The sequence below is a fragment of the Pseudomonas sp. HC1(2025) genome (assembly GCF_058742075.1).
Genome location: NZ_CP196017.1, coordinates 3,655,812 through 3,675,500, shown reverse-complemented (window position 1 = coordinate 3,675,500; position 19,689 = coordinate 3,655,812). Strand labels below are relative to the sequence as shown.

The 19,689-nt window shown below is 63.7% G+C and carries 18 protein-coding genes; 7 read left to right on the top strand and 11 right to left on the bottom strand.

Translation table 11 applies throughout. The annotated features are described in order from the left end of the window. Positions 1 to 133: 133 nt before the first annotated feature. From ACSSVH_RS16180 to ACSSVH_RS16170, 3 genes are all read right to left on the bottom strand, one after another. The gene (locus ACSSVH_RS16180; RefSeq protein ID WP_492633470.1) at positions 134 to 2,617 is read right to left on the bottom strand and encodes a TonB-dependent siderophore receptor; all 2,484 of its coding nucleotides are present in this window, start codon (positions 2,615 to 2,617) and stop codon (positions 134 to 136) included. Positions 2,618 to 2,715: 98 nt separating this feature from the next. Then, positions 2,716 to 3,684, bottom strand: coding sequence for a FecR domain-containing protein (locus tag ACSSVH_RS16175; RefSeq protein WP_170058398.1), 969 nt, complete (start codon positions 3,682 to 3,684; stop codon positions 2,716 to 2,718). Beyond that, on the bottom strand, positions 3,671 to 4,186 hold the full coding sequence (locus tag ACSSVH_RS16170; RefSeq protein ID WP_492633469.1) for a sigma-70 family RNA polymerase sigma factor: 516 nt from the start codon (positions 4,184 to 4,186) through the stop codon (positions 3,671 to 3,673). Before ACSSVH_RS16170 ends, ACSSVH_RS16175 begins: the two co-directional genes overlap by 14 nt. Positions 4,187 to 4,345: 159 nt before the next feature. Between ACSSVH_RS16170 and ACSSVH_RS16165 the strand changes: the two genes are divergently transcribed. Continuing rightward, the gene (locus ACSSVH_RS16165; RefSeq protein ID WP_170043701.1) at positions 4,346 to 4,975 is read left to right on the top strand and encodes a LysE family translocator; all 630 of its coding nucleotides are present in this window, start codon (positions 4,346 to 4,348) and stop codon (positions 4,973 to 4,975) included. An 808-nt stretch (positions 4,976 to 5,783) separates the two neighbouring features. On the opposite strand, the gene inhA is transcribed toward ACSSVH_RS16165, so the two are convergent. Then, complete coding sequence (gene inhA / locus ACSSVH_RS16160) at positions 5,784 to 6,464, bottom strand: isonitrile hydratase (protein WP_170043702.1); 681 nt, start codon at positions 6,462 to 6,464, stop codon at positions 5,784 to 5,786. A gap of 90 nt (positions 6,465 to 6,554) precedes the next feature. Here inhA and ACSSVH_RS16155 point away from each other — a divergent pair, with 90 nt between their 5' ends. After that, positions 6,555 to 7,523, top strand: a complete 969-nt coding sequence (locus tag ACSSVH_RS16155) for a GlxA family transcriptional regulator (RefSeq protein ID WP_169954789.1) — start codon at positions 6,555 to 6,557, stop codon at positions 7,521 to 7,523. On the opposite strand, the gene ACSSVH_RS16150 is transcribed toward ACSSVH_RS16155, so the two are convergent. From ACSSVH_RS16150 to ACSSVH_RS16135, 4 genes are all read right to left on the bottom strand, one after another. Further along, positions 7,493 to 8,425, bottom strand: a complete 933-nt coding sequence (locus ACSSVH_RS16150; RefSeq protein ID WP_492633468.1) for an alpha/beta fold hydrolase — start codon at positions 8,423 to 8,425, stop codon at positions 7,493 to 7,495. The genes ACSSVH_RS16155 and ACSSVH_RS16150 overlap by 31 nt on opposite strands. 37 nt (positions 8,426 to 8,462) lie before the next feature. Beyond that, positions 8,463 to 9,077, bottom strand: coding sequence for a GNAT family N-acetyltransferase (locus ACSSVH_RS16145; RefSeq protein WP_492633467.1), 615 nt, complete (start codon positions 9,075 to 9,077; stop codon positions 8,463 to 8,465). Positions 9,078 to 9,241: 164 nt separating this feature from the next. Next, complete coding sequence (locus ACSSVH_RS16140; RefSeq protein ID WP_492633466.1) at positions 9,242 to 11,068, bottom strand: glycoside hydrolase family 15 protein; 1,827 nt, start codon at positions 11,066 to 11,068, stop codon at positions 9,242 to 9,244. Continuing rightward, positions 11,061 to 11,861 carry a glucose 1-dehydrogenase gene (locus ACSSVH_RS16135; protein ID WP_169954786.1) on the bottom strand — a complete coding sequence of 267 codons (801 nt, stop codon included), beginning with the start codon at positions 11,859 to 11,861 and terminating at the stop codon, positions 11,061 to 11,063. Before ACSSVH_RS16135 ends, ACSSVH_RS16140 begins: the two co-directional genes overlap by 8 nt. Positions 11,862 to 12,022: 161 nt before the next feature. Here ACSSVH_RS16135 and ACSSVH_RS16130 point away from each other — a divergent pair, with 161 nt between their 5' ends. From ACSSVH_RS16130 to ACSSVH_RS16115, 4 genes are all read left to right on the top strand, one after another. Continuing rightward, on the top strand, positions 12,023 to 12,766 hold the full coding sequence (locus ACSSVH_RS16130; RefSeq protein WP_169954785.1) for an AraC family transcriptional regulator: 744 nt from the start codon (positions 12,023 to 12,025) through the stop codon (positions 12,764 to 12,766). Between the two features lie 114 nt (positions 12,767 to 12,880). Further along, positions 12,881 to 14,359 carry an efflux transporter outer membrane subunit gene (locus tag ACSSVH_RS16125; protein WP_432754377.1) on the top strand — a complete coding sequence of 493 codons (1,479 nt, stop codon included), beginning with the start codon at positions 12,881 to 12,883 and terminating at the stop codon, positions 14,357 to 14,359. Further along, entirely contained in the window at positions 14,356 to 15,507 is a 1,152-nt protein-coding gene (locus ACSSVH_RS16120; protein WP_172314463.1) for an HlyD family secretion protein, read from the top strand. The genes ACSSVH_RS16125 and ACSSVH_RS16120 overlap by 4 nt, the downstream gene beginning before the upstream one ends. Next, positions 15,497 to 17,014 carry an MDR family MFS transporter gene (locus ACSSVH_RS16115; protein WP_170043707.1) on the top strand — a complete coding sequence of 506 codons (1,518 nt, stop codon included), beginning with the start codon at positions 15,497 to 15,499 and terminating at the stop codon, positions 17,012 to 17,014. Before ACSSVH_RS16120 ends, ACSSVH_RS16115 begins: the two co-directional genes overlap by 11 nt. 22 nt (positions 17,015 to 17,036) lie before the next feature. On the opposite strand, the gene ACSSVH_RS16110 is transcribed toward ACSSVH_RS16115, so the two are convergent. Next, positions 17,037 to 17,621: a TetR/AcrR family transcriptional regulator gene (locus tag ACSSVH_RS16110; protein ID WP_492633465.1), complete on the bottom strand. Its 585-nt coding sequence runs from the start codon at positions 17,619 to 17,621 to the stop codon at positions 17,037 to 17,039. A 131-nt stretch (positions 17,622 to 17,752) separates the two neighbouring features. On the opposite strand from ACSSVH_RS16110, the gene ACSSVH_RS16105 reads away from it, so the two are divergent. After that, positions 17,753 to 18,925, top strand: a complete 1,173-nt coding sequence (locus ACSSVH_RS16105) for an MFS transporter (RefSeq protein WP_169954780.1) — start codon at positions 17,753 to 17,755, stop codon at positions 18,923 to 18,925. A gap of 1 nt (position 18,926) precedes the next feature. Here the strand turns inward: ACSSVH_RS16105 and ACSSVH_RS16100 are convergent, their stop codons facing one another. After that, positions 18,927 to 19,292 (bottom strand): type II toxin-antitoxin system HicB family antitoxin, encoded by a 366-nt coding sequence (locus ACSSVH_RS16100; protein ID WP_169954779.1) that lies wholly within the window; start codon positions 19,290 to 19,292, stop codon positions 18,927 to 18,929. Next, entirely contained in the window at positions 19,289 to 19,540 is a 252-nt protein-coding gene (locus ACSSVH_RS16095; protein ID WP_057439099.1) for a type II toxin-antitoxin system HicA family toxin, read from the bottom strand. The genes ACSSVH_RS16100 and ACSSVH_RS16095 overlap by 4 nt, the downstream gene beginning before the upstream one ends. Between the last annotated feature and the right edge of the window lie 149 nt (positions 19,541 to 19,689).

Sequence of the window (19,689 nt, the reverse complement as noted above, 5' to 3'; positions counted from 1 at the left end):
TCTCAGATTAATCGAGAATAAGTGATGGCTTTTTGGAGTGTAGAAACAAAAGCGGGAATTATCCTGCCGGGCAGGAAAAGCTTTTTTGACGGTGATAGGAGCCGGCTGGCCGGCCCCTACAGAGGGATGGGGATCAGAAGTCGCCTTTGAGGCTCACGGTGAGGTTACGCGGCTCGCCGTAGAAGTTACCCCAGGACGCGGTCCCCACGGTCTGGTAGTAGTTTTTGTCGAACAGGTTGTTGCCGTTCAACGCCACGGTCCAGGTGTTATCGACCCGATACGCCAGGCGCGCGCTCCACAAGGCGTAGCCGGGTTGTTCCAGCTTGATGGTCTGGACCCGATAGTTGCTGCTTTGGGCGCTGACGCCGCTGCCCACTGTCCATTTCGACAGGGCACCATCCAATTGGTAATCGCCCCACAGCCGGAACATATGGCGTGGCACATAGCTGGTGGAGGCCCGGCCCTCGGCCTGGCTGTCGATATTGTTCAGGGTCTTGGTCTGGGTGTAGGTGTAGCCGCCGAAGACTTGCAAGCGTTCAAGCAGTTCGCCGCTGATCTCGGCCTCGACGCCCTGGGCGCGGACCTTGCCGGTGTCGCTGTAGCAGAAGCCGTCGGCCGAGGTGCCGCAGTGGGCGATGTAGTCGGTCTCGGCAGCGTTTTTCTCGATCGCGCGGAACAGTGCCAGGGAGCTGTTGAGGCGCCCGTCGAACCATTCGCCCTTGATCCCCAGCTCGTAGTTCTCACCGATCTTCGGCTTCAGGGCCGCGCCGCTGACGGTGGCGTAGGAGCTTTGTGGCTGGAAGATATCGGCGTAGCTGGTATAGATCGAGAGGTTGTCGTTGAGGTCATAGATCAGCGCGGCAAAGGGCGTGACTTCACCGGTTTCCTTGGCGCGCGCATCCTGCACGCTCCACTCGCCCCAGGCCAGGTTGTTGGACTGGCGGCGGTTTTCAAACCAACTGACGCGGCTGCCGACCACCAGTAGCAACGGCTCGGCCAGCCGCAGGCGCAGGGTGGCGTAGGTGCCGTACTGGGTGGCGGTCTCCTTGACCGTGCCGCCGCGGTACATGTTCGGCCAGAACGTGTCGTCGGCCGGCTCCGGGAAGTGATGGTTGGGCTGGTAGATGGTCTGGCGCTGGGGCAGGTTGCGGATCGCGTACACATCGTCCTGGCTGCCACGGCTGCCGTTGGCGCCGAGGATCAGCTCATGCTCCAGGCCAAAGGCTTCGAACTTGCCGTCGATGTAGGCGTCCAGGCCATAGTCCTTGTGATCGTAGTCAAACAGGGCGGCGTAGCTGTTGGCCGTGGGGGCCGGATCGCCATAGGCCACGGTGCCTTCGCTGGCGGCGTATTTGATGTCTTGCAGGTTGCGGCTGTGGACGGCGCTGACCTTGAGTTTCCAGTCGTCATTGAAGTGGTGGGTCAGGTCGGCGAACAGCGTGGTGCGCCGGCTTTGCCAGTCGTTCCAGGACTGGCCCAGGCAGGTGGAGCGGCTCAGGCCGATGCTCTTGCCGTCGCTGTAGCGCGGGATGCCGCCCCAGCACGGCGTGGCGTCGACGTCTTCGTAGCTGGCGCCGAAACCGAGGGTGGTGTCGGGGCTGATATCCATGTCCAGGGCGGTGTAGATGGCCTGGTCCTGGCGCTTGGCAATATCCATGTACGAACCGCGATTCTGCTGGCTGACCACTGCCCGGCCGCGCACGGTGCCGCTATCGTTCAGCGGGCCGCCGGTATCCACTTCGGCGCGGTAGTTGTCCCAGGTGCCGGCCGACAGCGTGAGGCTGGTGGTGGGCTTGTCCTGGGGCCGCTTGCGCACGAAATTCACCGCGCCACTGGCGGTGCCGGCACCCTTGAGCATACCGGCGGCGCCTTTGAGCACTTCCACCCGGTCATACAGCGCCATGTTTGCGGTGAAGCTGTCGGCCTGGACATAGTCCTTGCCCATATCCAGCGGCACGCCGTCGTACTGGTACTGCCCGAGCATCTTGAAACCGCGGGAATAGAAATACTTGCCGCCCATGGGCGATTCGTAGGTGGTGATCCCCGGCGTGCGCTCCAGCAATTGGTCGATGGTGTGGATGTTCTGGTCATCCATCAACTTGCGGGTCATCACACTCACCGATTGCGGGGTTTTCCGCAGGCTGTGCTGGCCCTTGCCGATGGTCACCGCGCCGGTGGTGTAGGAGCCGCTGCCTTCGGTGGTGGCCCCCAGGCGTTCGCCGGTGACGGTGGTGGCGCCAAGGTTCAGCGCGCCGGATTCACCCACCGACGGGAGCAGCAACCAGCTGTTGTCGCTTTGGCGCTGGGCTTGCAGGCCTTGGTCCTGGAGCAGTTGGCCGAGGGCCTGCTCGCTGTCGAGTGCGCCGGTGAGGCCCGCGCTGTGCTTGCCGGCCACGCTGTTGGCGTCAAAAGACAGGCTGATACCGGCCTGGCGGGCGAATTGGTCCAGGGCGCTGGACAGTGGGCCAGGGGCAATGTTCCAGGCGCGGGTCTGGCTGTTGCGCGCCGGCTCCTGGGCCAGGGCGCCGCCGGGCAGGGCACTTGCCAGGCAGGCACCCAGCAGGGCGGCATTGACGGCTTGGCGCAGGGGGGATTTTTTTGAGGGGAACTCTTGCATGACCGCGGGTTGCTCCTGAAGGAAGTGGACAGAACGGGCCTGTTGATCGGCCTTTCCTTACAGGTCGAACGGCAATGAGAATTCACCTCATTTATTTTTCAGGAGCGGGCGGTGCGCGGGGTGACCGTGACCCAATAGCGGCTGCGGTAGGTGACACTGACCGGTAATGCCTGGGCCACCAACGCCAGCACCTGATCGGTGTCGCCCACTTGATAAGTGCCGGACACACGCAGGCCGGCGACGGCCTCGCTGCAACGCAACACGCCGTGGCGGTAGCGATCCAGTTCGCTGAGGAAGTCATCCAGGCGCATATTGCGCGCGCTGATCACGCCGTCGCTCCAGGACCAGGGGTCGAGGCCGGTGGCGGGTGGCGGATAAATTGCGAGGCGGTTGAACAACACCTGTTCGCCGGACGCGACGACTTGCCGGGCAGCGCCCGATGCTTGCCCGGTAAACACCGCGACCTGGCCCTGTTGCACCGCGAGCAGCGTGCCCTGGGGTTCTTCGCGGACCATAAAGCGCGTACCGAGGGCCCGCAGATAACCGTTGTGGGTCTGTACCCAGAAGGGCCTGGGGGAGCGACCATCGCTGCCGGTATCAATCAGCATCTCGCCCTGGCGCAGCTGCACCAGGCGCCGTTCGCGGTTGAACGCGGTGTCGATGGCGCTCGCGCTGTTGAGTTGGATACGGCTGCCGTCATCCAGGCTGATCCAGCGCTGCTCACCGGTGGCCGTGCGGTACTCGGCCAGCAGCCCCGGCAGCGGCGTGTAGTCGCGGCCCAGCCAGGTCAACCCGGCGGCCCCGGCCACCAGGCCCAGCAGCTTCAAGCCCTCGCGGCGGCTGATTCGTCGGCGCGCGCTGTCCAGGGTCTGGCGCCCGAGTTGGGCGGGCAGATGGCGAAAATCATCATTCATCGTCGCGACCCGCTGCCAGGCCAGTTGGTGTTCGGCGCTGCTGGCCAGCCAGCGTTCAAACGCGGCGGTGCTGGCGTCATCGGTGGTGTTGAAGCGCAGCTTGATCATCCATTGGATGGCCTGGTCCACCAGGCGCGGGTCAGCAGTCGGCATAGCGCAACCGATAACAGGCGTGCAGGGCCTTGGCCAGGTCGCGCTCCACGGTGGCCTTGGACACTCCCAGGCGTTGGGCGATCTGCGGGCAGGTCAGGCCGTCCAGTTGCGCCAGCAAAAAGGCTTCGCGCACCCGTGGCTTGAATTGGTCGAGCAGGCGGTCAATGCGCTCCAGGCTGTCGAGGATCAGCAGGCGGGTTTCTGGCGAAGGGGCTTGGTGTTCGGGGAAATGGGCCAGGCTGTCGAGGTAGGCGCGTTCCAGTTCGCGCCGCCGATACTGGTCGATCATCAGGCTGCGGGCAATGCTGCTCAGGTAGGCCCGGGGTTGCAGCAAACTGTGCTGCTTGCGGCTATTGAGCAGGCGGACGAAGGTTTCCTGGGCCAGGTCGGCGGCATGCTCGCGACAACCGGTGCGCCGCTTCAACCAGCCACGCAACCAGGAATGGTGGGCCTGGTAGAGCTGGCCGATTGCCGCATGATCCGCTGGGTATTCGCTCGACATAGTCGTCCTGGCGCAGGCGTCTTAATTGATAACGGTTCGCATTCTAGACGTGGCCTGTGGCATTGGGCAATCACCTATCTTCAAGTGCTGTGCCTGGAGGCTGGTCGCGGGGGGAGCGGTGAGATTAATCTTGGGTTTTCCCTGGCGGATGAGTTGAGCATGATCGATCTCCCAACCCTGGCGGTTTTCTCTGGTTCCGTGCTGCTGTTACTGCTGTCGCCCGGGCCGAACATGGCCTTTGTCATCAGTCATGGCGTGAGCTATGGCTGGCGCGGTGGGGTGGCGGCGGGGTTGGGGATCGGGGTGGCCGACCTGCTGCTGACCGCACTCACCGCTACCGGTGTCACCGCGTTGGTGGCTAGTTGGCCCCCGGCGTTTGACCTGATTCGTTATGCCGGGGTGGTCTACCTGCTGTGGCTGGCGTTCAAGACCTTGCAGAAAAAGCCGTCCCTGGATACCGCCCAAGTTGTGCGGGTACGCCTGGGCGGGGTGTTTATGCGGGCCATGCTCAACAGCCTGCTCAACCCCAAGGCGCTGCTGTTTTTCATGGTGTTCCTGCCGCAGTTCGTCAAACCCGAAGCCGGCCCCATTGCCCTGCAATTGGTGCAGTTGGGTGTGGTCCTGACGCTGATTGCGGGCGTATTTCACGCGGTACTGGGGGTTTTTGGCGGGGCGATCAGCCGGTTTTTCGCCGGTAGTAAAAGAACCGCCGGCCTGCAGAAATGGGGGCTGGCCACGGTGCTGACGGTGTTGGCCGTGCGCCTGGCGGTGATGCCGCGCAGCTTGTAAATGGCAGATGCCTCTCCTTGTGGGAGCGGGCTTGCCCGCGATAGCGGTAGTTCGGCCACTATTTTTGGCGGCTGGTATACCGCCATCGCAGGCAAGCCAGCTCCTACCTTTGATTTGTGGTGTGGCCCAAGCTTTTGCCCCGACGCACATCCCCTGTAGGAGCGGGCTTGCCCGCGATAGCGGCAGTTCAGCCATTATTTTTGGCGGCTGGTATACCGCCATCGCAGGCAAGCCAGCTCCTACCTTTGATTTGTGGTGTGGCCCAAGCTTTTGCCCTGACGCACATCCCCTGTAGGAGCGGGCTTGCCCGCGATGGCGGCGGTTCAGCCACTATTTTTGGCGGCTGGTATACCGCCATCGCAGGCAAGCCAGCTCCTACCTTTGATTTGTGGTGTGGCCCAAGCTTTTGCCCCGACGCACATCCCCTGTGGGAGCGGGCTTGCCCGCGATAGCGGCGGTTCAGCCACTATTTTTGGCGGCTGGTATACGGCCATCGCAGGCAAGCCAGCTCCTACCTTTGATTTGTGGTGTGGCTCAAGCTTTTGCTCCGACGCACATCCCCTGTGGGAGCGGGCTTGCCCGCGATAGCGGCAGTTCAGCCATTATTTTTGGCGGCTGGTATACCGCCATCGCAGGCAAGCCAGCTCCTACCTTTGATTTGTGGTGTGGCCCAAACTACTGCCTCGACGCACATCCCCTGTGGGAGCGGGCTTGCTCGCGAAAGCAGTGGTTCAGTCAACATCAATGTTTGCTGGGCCGACGTCTTCGCGAGCAAGCCCGCTCCTGCAAGGGGAAAAGCGTCCGGCCTTCAGCCCAGCCGCGCCGCCGCCCGTGCGGCAATTTCGCCCCGGGTCTTGCGTGATTCAGCGGTGCGCTTATTCGCCTCGTCCAGCACCGGCCGTGGCGCGGTGTCCGGGCGGCCGGCATTGAAGGGCGGGGCTGGCGCATATTCAAGCTGTAATTGCACCAACTGCGCCGCCGCCTCGCCGTACAGCTCGGCGGCCAGGGTCAGGGCAAAGTCGATCCCCGCCGTGATGCCGCCCCCGGTGAACAGATTGCCGTCGCGTACCACACGCTCCTGCACCGCAGTCGCGCCCAAAGTGGCCAGCATCTCGTGATAGGCCCAATGCGTGGTGGCCCGCCGCCCGCGCAGCAAACCCGCCGCTCCCAGCACCAGCGAGCCGGTACACACCGACGTCACATAGCGCGCGGTCTGGGATTGTGCCCGCAGAAAGTCCAGGGTCGGCTCATCTTCCATCAGCGGCCCAACCCCCGAGCCGCCCGGTACGCAGATCACATCCAGCGCCGGGCAGTGGTCGTAGGTGATGGTCGGCGACAGCACCAACCCGCTGCTGGAAGTGATCGGCGCCAAGTCTTTCCAGATCAGGTGCAACTTTACGTCCGGCAATGACGCCAGTACGTCGTAGGGGCCGGTGAGGTCCAGTTGCTGGATGCCGGGGAACAACACAAAGCCGATCTGCAAGGTCATGGTGAAACTCCAGGAGAGGGGATGGACGGCTTCACTCTAGTGGCCTAGGCTTTGGCGCATACGCCATTGAGCCCACGAATCACGCCAATCATGCCGAAAATCATCCATGTGCTGGCCTTTGCCAACGTGCAGGTACTCGACGTCACCGGGCCGTTGCAAGTGTTTGCCTCGGCCAACGACCTGGCACGCCAGCAAGGTTTGCCGTTGCCCTATGCGGTCAACGTGGTTGCCGCCCAGGCCGAGCCGGTGATGACTTCTGCCGGCCTGGCCCTGGTGGCCGAGCCGTTGCCTGCCGCCGATACGCCTTGCGACACCCTGGTGATCGCTGGTGGCTGGGGCGTGTATGGGGCGGCCGATGATCCGCAACTGGTGGAGTGGGTGCGGCAAAAAGCCAAGCAGTCGCGGCGCATCACCTCGGTGTGTACCGGTGCCTTCCTGTTGGCCGCCAGTGGCCTGCTGGACGGCTGCCGTGTCGCCACCCACTGGACGCGCTGCGAGGAACTGGCGCGTAAATACCCCAGGCTGCGGGTCGAGGCCAACCCGATCTTTATCCAGCAGGGCTCGCTCTGGACTTCGGCGGGTGTCACGGCCGGTATCGATTTGTGCCTGGCCCTGGTGGAACAGGACCTGGGCCGCGCAGTGGCCCTGGAAGTAGCGCGGCACCTGGTGGTGTTTCTCAAACGACCCGGTGGGCAGTCGCAGTTCAGCGTCACCCTGTCCCTGCAAAAGGGCGGCAGCCGCTTCAGCCAATTGCATGCGTGGATTGCCGAGCACCTGCACCTTAACTTGAACATCCCGACCCTGGCGGCTGCGTGTGGCATGAGCGAACGCAGCTTCGTACGCCATTACCGCGCCGAAACCGGCCAGACCCCGGCCCGGGCGGTGGAACTGATCCGCGTGGAAACCGCACGCCGGCAACTGGCCGACAGCACCGTGGCAATCAAGCGCATCGCGGCGCAATGCGGCTTTGGCAGCGAAGAAACCATGCGCCGCAGTTTTATCCGCGCGTTGTCGATCACCCCCCAGCTTTATCGCGAGCGGTTTGCGGCGCCGGCGTGAGTCTGCTCCAGCAGTTCAAACAATGCATCGAGGGTGGCCTGCGGTGCTTCCTGGGGAATATTGTGGCCCACCCCGGCGAGCACCCGGCGTCGATAGAATCCGCTGAAATTGCCCACGTCGTCATCCACCTCGGGAGCCGGGCCGACACCGTCGTCGGCGCCGCACAGCGAAATGCTTGGCACCGAAATCGGCGGCGGCTGCACCAGCGCCTGTTCAATCCCTTCCAGCGCCGGATCACCCTCGGCATACATGAAACGATGGCGATAGGAGTGGATCACCACCTCCACAAAGTCCGGGTTATCAAACGAGGGCGCCGTCTGCGGGTAAAGGCTCGGCCCCTCGGCCCAGGAGGGCGACCAGAGTGACCACAGCAGTTCACACAGCTCGCCGCGGTTGGCGGTCAGGCCATCGACACCCCGTTGGGTGTGGAAATAGAACTGGTACCACAACCGATGCTCCGTGACCGGCGCGCGTGGCTGGACGGACTTGGCAATGTCCTGAATGTTGTAGCCATCACCTGTGACCAGGCAGCGTACGCGCGTGGGCCAAAGCGCCGCGACAATGCACGCGGCGCGCCCGCCCCAGTCATAACCAGCAAGGGCTGCCTGGCCGATGGACAGGGCGTCCATGAAATCCAGCAGGTCCTTGGCCAGTGCCGCCTGTTGGCCGGAGCGCATTACCTGGGCGTGGGCAAAACGGGTCGGGCCGTAGCCGCGCAGGTAAGGCACCAGCACGCGATAGCCAGCCTCGGCCAACACCGGCGCGATGGCATCGTAGCCGCGAGGGTCATAGGGAAAACCGTGCAGCAGAATCACCACTTCGCCGTCGGCCGGGCCATGGGCTTCGTAGGCGATATCGAGCATGGGAGTGCGGATATACAGCAGCGCGATCGAGGGGCTCATTGGGACTCCGTTAGGGTCACAGCAGGGAGCCTGGACTTTAGCGCGAAACCTTTGCGTGTTCATGGGCCAGCAGCGAAAACACTTGCAGGTCCTGATAACGCCCCGCCCAAAACCCGGCCTCGCGCAGCACGCCTTCGCGGCTAAAACCCAGGCGCCCCAGCAGCGCCTGGGACGCCAGGTTGCGCGGATGAACCAGCGCTTCGACACGATGCAACTGCATCTGCGCAAAGCCCCAGTCGAGCACGCTGCCCAGGGCTTCGTTCATCAAGCCTTTGCCCCTGGCCGCCGGCGCCAGCTCGCAGGCCAGGGCGCAGCTGTTCCACTGGCGATTCCATTTGAACAGCCCACAGGTGCCAATCAACCTGCCTTCACATTCCAGACCCCAGCGCGTGCCCGGATTGGCCTGGGTCCGCCATTGAGCGAAGGTGGCGATCAGGGCGTGGGCCTGGGATACATCGGTCATGGGATCAATGCCAAACCAGGGCATGGCCTCGGCGTCGCGATAGATCGCGAACAGCGCCGGGGCGTCGTGGGGGGTCAACTCCCGCAGGTGCAAACGTTCAGTGTGCAGGGTGGGGAACGCATCCCTGTGGTGTGGCGCGGTTGGCATGGGTATCGACTGAACATTGTCGGGCGCCAGGGGCGGGTTCATATTCGTTCCTTGAATACAGGAGGGGGCAGGCAGATAGCTTGCTCAAGGTAGCAAAGATCAAAGGTGGAGCGGTCGAGCTTTAGCGAGGCAGCGATGGCATCGGTGCAGCCAATGTGGAGGTTGCCTGAAAGCTCCTCCAAGGGTTTCACTTCGCTGCTCGATTCTCAAGGTTGCCACACGGTTTTTTCCCCACTCAACTTGCGATCCAGAAACGTCGCCGCGCTGATCAGCGCCAAATGGCTCAAGGCCTGGGGCGAGTTGCCTAGATGCCGTGCCTGGCTGTCGAACTCTTCGGCATACAGCCCCAGCGGGTTGGCATAGCGCAGCAGTTGCTCGAACTCCAGGTGGGCCTTTTCCACTTGCCCCGCGCGGGCCAGGCATTCGACGTACCAGAATGAACAGGCGGTAAACGCCCCCTCTGTGCCTTGCAAGCCGTCAATCTGGCTGTCGTCATTGCGGTAGCGGTACACCATGCCGTCGCGCACCAGGCTTTTCTGGATGGCCTCCAGGGTCGACAGCCAGCGCGGGTCGGTAGCCGCCACGAAGCGCACCAGTGGCATCAACAGCATCGACCCATCCAGTGCAGTGCTGCCGATGTGCTGCACGAAATGCCCGCGTTCGGCGTTCCAGAAGTTGCTCCAGATATCTTCATAAATCGCCTGGCGGGTCTGGTCCCAGCGGGCGAACGGGGCTGGCAGCGAGCGTTTGGAGGCCAGGCGTATCGCCCGGTCGAGCGCCACCCAGCACATCAGCCGCGAGTGCAGGAAGTGATGCTGCTCGCCACGCATCTCCCAGATGCCGACGTCTTTCTGGTTCCAGGTTTCGCACACCTGGTCCACCACTTCCAGGGTGTGTTTCCAGCCTTCATGGGAGATGGCCTCGCCGTACTTGTTGACCAGGTACACCGCGTCCATCAGTTCGCCAAAGATATCCAGTTGCACCTGGTCAAAGGCCTCGTTGCCAATGCGCACCGGTTGCGCGCCGCCGTGGCCGCTGAGGTGGGTCAACTCGGTTTCCGGCAGCTGTTGGCGGCCGTCGATGCCATACAGGATATTGATTTTCATCGGCTGCCCGCAGCAGTCGCTGACGCGCCCGCGCAGCCAGCGCATGTAGTCATTGGCTTCCTGGACAAACCCCAGGCGCATAAAGGCATAGACGGTGAACGAGGCGTCGCGGATCCAGGTGTAGCGGTAGTCCCAATTGCGCTCGCCGCCGGGGCTTTCGGGCAGGCCGAAGGTGGCCGCTGCGAGGATCGCCCCGTGTTTGCGCGAGGTCAAAAGCTTCAGGGCCAGGGCCGAGCGGTTGACCATTTCCCGCCAGCGGCCACGGTAGTTGGACTGCGCCAGCCAGCCGCGCCAGAACTGCAGGGTGCGTTGCAGGCACAGGTCGGTGCCGCCACTGTCGACACGCACATCGTCGAGGCCGCCAAGGACAAATTCGGCGCCCTGGTCCTGGTCCAGGGTAAAGCAGGCAACCGCGGCATCGTCCTCGATCTGTACCGGTAGGCTGCTGGCCAGGCGCAGGCCGGGCAGGCCCGGGGCTTGGAAACATACATCGGTCTTATCCGCCGTAGCCCGGGTGGGCGCCCGGGCATAGTCATGGCGTACCGCGCAGCGCATATGCAAGGTGGCCTTGCCGCTCACCACCCGCACGCGGCGGATCAGCAGGGGCAGGTCGTCGACGTCGTCGCTGATGCTCAGCAGGTCGGTGATTTCCACCACCGCCTCATCGCTCAGCCAGCGGGTTTGCAGGACGTTGGTGTCCGGCAGGTAGATTTGTTCGCGGCGCGCCTCTGGCAGGTCTGGGGTGAGCTGGAAGATCCCGGCGGCGGGGGAGTCGAGCAGTGAGCAGAAGATCGACGGGCTGTCGAATTCCGGCCAGCAGAAAAAATCGATGCTGCCCTGGTCGTTGATCAGCGCTGCACTGCGCATGTCGCCGATGATGCCGTGGGCGTCGATGGCGCTTTGCGCTTCGTTTTTCAGATCAACCATTGTCTTTGAACTCCGGATAAAGGCTCATGCCGCCGTCGATAAACAAGGTGCTGCCCACCACATAGTCGGACGCATCACTGGCCAGCCAGACCACGGCGTTGGCCACATCCTCCACGTCGCCAACGCGGCCATAGGGGATCAGTTTGAGCAACTGCTGCTCGGCATCGCCCTCGGTGGCGGCGCGGTTGATGGCCGTGCGGATCGCCCCCGGCGCGATGCCGTTGATGCGGATCCGTTGGTGGCTGACTTCCTGGGCGAGGCTGCGCATCAGCATCTCGACGCCGCCCTTGGAGGCCGCGTAATTGACGTGGCCGGCCCAGGGGATCAACTGGTGCACCGAACTCATATGGATGATCTTGCCGGCAGCCCGCGATACGCCGACTCGCACACCCTGGCGGTTGAAAATGCGCAAGGCGGCGCGGGCGCAGAGGAACTGGCCGGTGAGGTTGACGCCAATCACCGCGTTCCATTGCTCAAGGGTCATGTCGCTGATGGCGGCGTCTTTCTGCAGGCCCGAGTTGGCCACCAGGATGTCCAGGTGGCCGAAGGCGTCGAGGGTTTGCGCAAACAGGCGCTCGACATCGGCCTCCCTGGACACGTCGGCACCGATCGCCAGGGCCCGGCCACCGGCCTGGTTGATCTGCGCGGCCAGGGCCTGGGCGGGTTCTGCCTGGCTGTTGTAGTTCACCACCACCGCCGCGCCGGCGGCGGCCAACGCTTTGGCGGCGCCCGCGCCAATGCCGGAGCTGGCCCCGGTGACCACGGCCACTTGTTGTTCCAACGAGATGCGCATCGTCCACCCAACCTTTCTTCAGGAGTCCATTGAGCTGACTGATGGTGCGCGGCACAAGTTCAGCGGCTTGTCTGAAATGCGACGATGGCTGTCTATATCTATCGTTTTCGCCAGCGGGCTTTTGGTTAGAATCAGCGGCTTGATGACGTGAGACGCTGCCCATGACAACTGCGCACCGGCCTTGGCTTGAGGCTTATGCCGACAACTACCGCAACGACGAAGTGGTCCACCCCCATTGTCATACCCAGGCGCAACTGATTCACGGGGTCACCGGAGTGATGGTGGTCAGCACCGCCCAGGGCAGTTGGCTGGTGCCGTCCGGGCATGCGTTGTGGGTGCCCGCCGGGACGCCCCACGAGATCCGTATGGCCGGCGAGGTGCACATGCGCACCTTGTTCCTGATGCCTGAGGTGGAGCCAAGCCTGGGCCGGACCTGCCAGGTGATCGAGGTCTCGGCCCTGCTGCGCGAGCTGATCGTGGCCGCCACACAGATCGCCGGCCAGAACAGCCCACGCTTGCAGGCCATGGTGGAGTTGATCCGCATGGAGCTGTTGGCTGCACCGGTGGTGGCCATGCATGTGCCGGTTCCCGGCGAAGCGCGCTTGGCCCGGCTATGTAACCGGTTTATCCGCAACCCATCCGATGACAGCAGCCTGGAGTCCTGGGCCGAGACCCTGAACATGAGCGCGCGCACCCTGAGCCGGATTTTCCAGCGGGAACTGGGCATGAGCTTTGGCGAGTGGCGCAAGCGTGCGCGCCTGGCCCTGAGCCTGAAGCTGCTGGCCCAGGGCGCTTCGATCCTGGAGGTGGCGCTGGAGCATGGTTACCAGAGCCCGAGCGCGTTCAGCGCGATGTTTCGTCGTTCGCTGGGGTATCCGCCGAGTCATTTCCGTCCCGGGGCCTGATGTTGCTTCATGTAACCCAATTGTCCATTTGGCGACGATACATGGCCCTGGCGCGGGCGAATCCGCCAGGGTGCATGCCTAATCTGCAAAGCTCATTCTTCAGCGAGCTTTGTGATGCCCAGCCTTGTCGTTCATCCACCCACTAGCCATCGATCCCCGGCATCCCTGACCCTGCTTCTGCTGGGCGCGCTGGCCGGATGCAGCGGCCTGCCCGACGAGCCAGCCGCGCAGTTGACAGCCCAGGCTGCGCCGCAATTGTCCAGTGGCTCGGCCACCCAGCCGCTGCCCCAGCGCTGGTGGCAGTTGTACCGCGACCCGCAATTGGACCGGCTGGTCGAGCAGGCCTTGAGCCACAACAAAGACCTGGAGGCTGCCGCCGCCCATGTCGACGCGTTGCTGGCCCGCCTGGAACAGGTCGACAGCGAGCGCCAACCCTCGAGCCTGCTGACCTACGGCGTGGGCTATGGCCGCAGCCGAGACGACCAGACCCTGGCCCAGGCGAGCGGTAAACATGCCGACGCCCAATGGAGCCATACGCCCGGATTCGCCCTGAGCTACACCCTGGACCTGTGGGGCGAGGTGCGTTATCGCCTGGCCGCCGCCCGCGCCGATGCGGATGCGGCGCGCGCGCTGGAAGATGAATGGCGGGTGACGGTGGCCGCGCAGATCACCCGCGCCTATGGCCAGGCCTGCGTCTATGAGTTCAGCCGCCAGGTGCAGCGTCATTCGGTGCAAGTGTTGGAGCGCAGTGTAGAAGTCACCCGCGCGTTGCAGAAAGCCGGGGCGGCGACGGCGCTGGACCTGGCGCGCCTCGATGGCCTGCTGGAAGAAACCCGTGCGCCGTTGCCGATATTGACTGCCCGCCGCCAGGCCGCCCTGTATGAATTGGCGGTGCTCAGTGGGGTGGCGCCCCAGGACGTGGCCCGCAACAGCTGTGCCCGACCCCCGCAATTGCAGGCGCCGCTGCCGGTGGGAGACGGCTGGGCGCTGGTGCAGCGGCGTGCCGATATCCGGCGTGCCGAGCGCCAACTGCAAGCGGCCACGCTGGCCATCGGTGTCGCGCGCGCAGATTTGTATCCGCGGGTGACGTTCGGTGCCGCGCTGGAGTCTTCCGCCAGCAGCCTGGGCAAGTTGGGGGACAGTGAGGCGCTGGTGTATTCCGTGGGGCCGTTGCTGTCCTGGCGCTTTCCCCATCGCGGCGTTGCCCAGGCCCAGGTGGGCCAGCGCCGGGCCCAGGCGCGCGAGGCCCAGGCGCGTTTTGACGGCACGGTACTCAATGCCTTGAAACAGGTCGAGCAAGCCCTGGCCTTGTATCAGGGCGAACAGCAACGCCGCCAGGCCCTGCAAGCCGCGCTGGACAGCAGCCAGCGGGCGTTTGAGCTGGCCAACCGCAGTTTTCGGGCCGGCGCCCTCGATGCCCTGCAACTGCTGGACAGCGAGCGCAGCCTGGTCAACCTGCAGGCCACCCTGGCCCAGGCTGACCTGCGCTTGATCAACCGCCAGATCGACCTGTTCCAGGCCCTAGGTGGCGGCTGGCAACGTGACGATCACCCCCAACCCATCCCCCTTGCGACCCTTGGAGCCACGCCATGAACCAGGCTGTTGAACCCGCCATCCTGCAATCCACTCCCAGCTTGATGCAACGCCATCGCCGCGCATTGCTGACGGGCGCATCCCTGGCGACGCTGTTGGGGCTGGGGCTGTTTGCCGGGTATTGGTGGCAATGGGGGCGATTCCTTGAAGAAACCGACGATGCCTACGTGCGCGCCGATTGGGTGGCAATCAGCCCACGCATCGCCGGCTACGTGGCCCAGGTGTTGGTGGAGGACAACCAGCCGGTCAAGGCCGGGGATGTGCTGGTACGCCTGGATGAACGCGACTTTATCGAACAGTTGCACAGCACCGAGGCCAAGTTGCAGCAAGCCCGGGCAGCGGCAACGGCGCGCCAGTCCAGCCTGCATACCCTGGACGCACGCCTGGGCGAGCAGCAACAACGCATCGTCCAGGCCCAGGCTGCGTTGAGCAGCAGCGAGGCCGAGGCTCATCGTGCGCGCCTGGACTTCCTGCGTTATCGCGACCTGGTGGACCAGCAGATTGCCACCCGTGAACGCCTGGAAACCGCCAGTGCCGGCCAGGCCAAGGCGCTGGCGGCAGTGACCGAGGCCCGTGCCCAAGTGGCCCGGCAGCAGGCCCAGTGCCAGGTGTTGCAGGCGCGCCGCCAACAGGCCCAGGCGCGGATTGCCCAATCCCAGGCCCGGGTGGGCGAGGCCCAGGCCAAACTGGCCCTGGCCCGCAACGCCTTGAATGACACGGCGATCCGCGCGCCGTTCGATGGGGTCGTGGGCCAGCGCAAGGTGCGTCGCCAGCAGTACGTGATGCCGGGCCTGCCGTTGCTGGCGGTGGTGCCGGTGGAGCAGGCCTATGTGATCGCCAACTACAAGGAAACCCAGTTGCAACACATGGCGCCGGGGCAATCGGTGGATATCGCGGTGGACAGTTTTTCCGGCCAGCACTGGCGCGGCCAGGTGGAAAGCATCGCGCCCGGTTCCGGCGCGGTGTTTGCCTTGTTGCCGCCGGACAACGCCACCGGCAATTTCACCAAGATCGTGCAGCGCTTTGCGGTGAAGATCCGTCTGGTGACCGACGCGGCGAATGCGCCCGTCATCTTGCCGGGAATGTCGGTGATCGCCACGGTGGACACCCGTCCGGCCAGCCAGCAGGACGGTTCCCATGGAGGCTGATGCACGCACCTCGAACGTATCGTTTCGCGCCTGGGTCGCGGTGATCGGTGGCTTGTTCGGGTGTTTCATGGCCGGCATGAACGTGCATGTCACCAGCGCCGCTCTGCCGGAAATCGAAGGTGCCCTGGGGGCTACGTTCGAGGAGGGTTCGTGGATTTCCACGGCCTATCTGGTGGCGGAAATCATCATGATCCCGCTCACTGCCTGGCTGGTGCAGGTGTTTTCGTTGCGGCGGGTGATGTTGTGGGGCTCCGGGGTGTTTCTGGTGGCCTCGGTGGCGTGCTCGATGGCGCCTAACCTGCCGGTGATGATCATCATCCGGGTCATCCAGGGCGCGGCGGGGGCGGTGCTGATTCCGTTGTCGTTCCAGTTGATCATCACTGAGTTGCCCGCCAGCAAGATCCCCCTGGGCATGGCGCTGTTCAGCCTGGCCAACAGTGTGGCCCAGGCTGCGGGGCCGTCCATTGGTGGCTGGCTGACTGATGTTTATTCGTGGCGCTGGATCTTCTACCTGCAACTGTTTCCCGGCGTTGCCCTGTTGGCGGCCGTGGCCTGGTCCATCGACCGCCAGCCGATGAACCTTGGGTTGCTGCGCCAGGGCGACTGGCTGGGCATCGCCTGCATGGTGCTGGGGTTGGGGGCATTGCAGATCGTGCTGGAGGAGGGGGGGCGCAAGGACTGGTTCGGCTCCTCCTTTATTGTGTGGATGAGCCTGGCGGCGGTAGTGGGGTTGGTGGGTTTTGTCGGCCGGCAATTGTGGGGCAGCAAGAGCTTTATCAACCTGCGGTTGTTGGCGCACTACAACTTTGGCGTCGCCAGCGTGGCGATGTTTATCTTCGGCGCCAGTACGTATGGCCTGGTATTCCTGGTGCCCAACTACCTGTCCCAGATGCAGGGCTACAACGCCAGCGAAATTGGCATCAGCCTGATTGCCTATGGTTTGGTGCAACTGGTGCTGGCGCCGTTCCTGCCGCGGCTGATGAAGTGGTTGAGCGCGAAAATCCTCGTGGCTTCGGGTTTTGCGATCATGGCGTTGGGCTGCTGGATGGGCGCGCATTTGTCGGCAGACAGCGCCAGTAACGTGATCATCCCCTCGATCGTGGTGCGCGGCATTGGCCAGCCGCTGATCATGGTGGCGCTGTCGGTGCTGGCCGTGCATGGGCTGGCCAAGGCGCAGTCCGGTTCGGCCTCGGCGGTGTTCTCGATGCTGCGCAACCTGGGCGGTGCGGTGGGCACGGCCTTGCTGGCGCAACTGGTGGTGGTGCGCGAGCAGGTGCATTCGGCGCGCATCGGTGAGTCGCTGAGCATTTTCGAACCTGCTTTGCAGCAACATTTGCCGGGCGGCGGCGTGTTGCAGGAGCAATGGCCGCAGCAGCAAGTGCTGGAGTTGCTCGACCAGAGCGTGCGGCACCAGGCATTTTTGATGGCTTACAGCGACGCGTTCTACCTGGCGTGTGTGGCGCTGACCTTGTGTGCGGTGGCGGCGTTGCTGCTTCGTCGCACTTGATGGCTGTCGCGGGTTGAGCAATTCAGCGATTGGGTTTCAGCCCCCGCAGCAGCAACTCCAAGCCTTGCAGCGCTTGCTCCAGGCGTTCATCCGGGCGTTCGGCATGGGCAATCCATTGCGCCGTATCCACCAGGCTGCCATTGATCAATCGGGCCAGCGCCAGGCTGGGAGCCTGTTCAACCAGCCCGGCGTGCATCAACCCCTCCAGCAGCCCGCGCAATGATTGGATGCATTGCTGCTGGGCTGCAGTGTTTTCGCCAAGTACTGCCGGTGCATCTTGCAGCACGATGCGCTGGATCTCGGGGTCCTGGGCCATGCGCAGATAGGCGCGACAGCGTTCGCAAAAACCAACCCAGGGGTTTGCGGCCTGGGCGCTGATCTGCTGTAGACGTTGATCCATTTCGCCGTCGAGTTGCGCGACTACCGCCGCCAATAAGCCTTTTTTGTCGCCAAAGTGATGGTACAACGCTCCACGGGTCAGGCCGGCGCGGGCGGTGAAATCATCCATCGAGGTATTGGCAAAGCCTTGGGCGGCAAAGGCCTGGCGGGCGCTGGCAAGCAGGCGGGCACGGGTTTGTTCGATCATCTCGGCGCGGGCTCGGCTCATGGGAAACGCTCGCTATTTGAGGGTGAGTGGTTGACATACGCTGCGTATGTTACTCATGATTTGCCACATACGCACCGTATATCTTTCATCGGATGGCCAGCTCCAGGGCTCCCAGCAAGAGGTCACGCACCATGGCAAACCCCTACGCCGAGCTGTTCAAGGCGCCAGGCTCCAGGGCTTTTGTATCGGCTGGCATGCTCGCCCGCATGCCGATTTCCATGACCGGTATCGGGTTGATCACCATGTTGTCGCAGCTTCGCGGCGGCTATGGGCTGGCGGGCGCGGTGGCGGCGACGTTTGCCCTGGCCACGGCCTTTTGCGCGCCGCAGGTTTCACGGCTGGTGGACCGTTACGGCCAGGGCCGTGTCTTGCCGGTGGCGGCGATGATTGGCGGGGGGGCGTTGCTGTTGCTATTGCTGTGCACCCGCTTGCAGGCGCCGGACTGGACCCTGTTTATCTTTGCCGCCCTGGCCGGGTGCATGCCCAACATGTCGGCCATGGTGCGGGCGCGCTGGACCGAGATCTATCGCGGCCAGCCGCGTTTGCAAACCGCCTTTGCCCTGGAATCGGTGCTCGACGAGGTGTGTTTTATCCTCGGCCCGCCGCTGTCGGTGGGGTTGTGTGTGCTGCTGTTTCCGGAAGCCGGGCCCCTGGTGGGGGCGGCCTTGCTGGCGGTCGGGGTGAGCACGTTCGTCCTGCAAAAACAGACGGAGCCTGCCGTCCATGCACAGCTTGAGCAGCATGGCCGCTGGCTGATTACCCAACCTTCGGTGCTGGTGTTGATGATCCTGCTGATGGCCATGGGCACCATTGTCGGGGTGGTGGATGTGGTCAGCGTGGCGTTTGCCGAGCATCAGGGCCAGCCGGCTGCCGCGAGCATCGTGCTGTCGGTGTATGCCATTGGCTCGTGCCTGGCGGGGTTGGCCTTTGGCGCGTTGAAACTGCACATGCCGTTGCCCCGGCAGTTCCTGCTGTGTGGCCTGGCCACGGCGTTGACCACCCTGCCGTTGTTGTGGGTGGGGGACATTCTCGGGCTGTCGCTGGCGGTGTTTGTCTCCGGGCTGTTTTTTGCGCCGACGCTGATTGTGTCCATGGCCCTGGTGGAACGGGTCGTGCCACCCAGCCGCCTGACCGAAGGCATGACCTGGCTGATCACGGGCTTGAGCATCGGCGTGGCCATCGGTGCTGCCAGTTCCGGCTGGATGATCGACCAATCTGGCGCCCCCAGCGGGTTCTGGGTGGCGCTGGTGGCCGGCGCGGTGGTGCTGGTGGCCGCGGTGTTGGGCTACCGCCGCCTCGGATGAGTCACCCCAGGGCGGGGTGACTGTCCGCACCGTGATGGCGCAGGAACTCGTGCAACGCCTGGCGCGTCAGGTCGTTGAGCGTGACCTTTTTCTGCGTCGCCGCCAGGGCCGCGGCCAGGTGCAGATCATGGCCGACCCGCACATTGAACGAGCCTTTGCAGGGCTTTTCCGGTGTCTGGCCCAGGGTCTGGCAAGTAGCCAGGTAATCCTCCACGGCCTCGCGAAAGGCCGCTTCCAACTGGGCCACGGTCTGGCCTTCGTAGCTGACCAGCGGGCGGATAAACAGCAGCTTGCCGAACAGGCAATTGTCCTCGACGCTGGCTTCTATGGAGCCGATGTAGCCTTTGTGTCTCAACTGGTTGCTCATTGAATCAAGCCTCCTGATTCCAACTGTTCAATGATCTGGCGCCGAATGTAGTACTTCAGCTCATTGCCAGGGTGGGGCTTGTGCAGGGTGATCATTGCACTCGGGTCGCCAATGTCGAACTTGACGCGGCTCCCAGCCCCTTCGATTTGTCGATAACCCAGCCAGCCCAGCAACGTGACGAGCTCAGGCCAGGTAAATGCCATCTGCAGGTTGAGCAGTTTGGCGAGCAGCTTTTCATTTTTGGACACGGCGTTCCCTGCGTGTAACTAAATGTAGTTGCAAGTGCGGTAATCCGTCAATGATAGGACGCCTTCGCGGGCCTCTGTCGGGTTTGATGTAACGCCCGATGACTGCACTCGCCTGCGCTAATTTTTCCTGTCTGGATTCGTTTTATAGG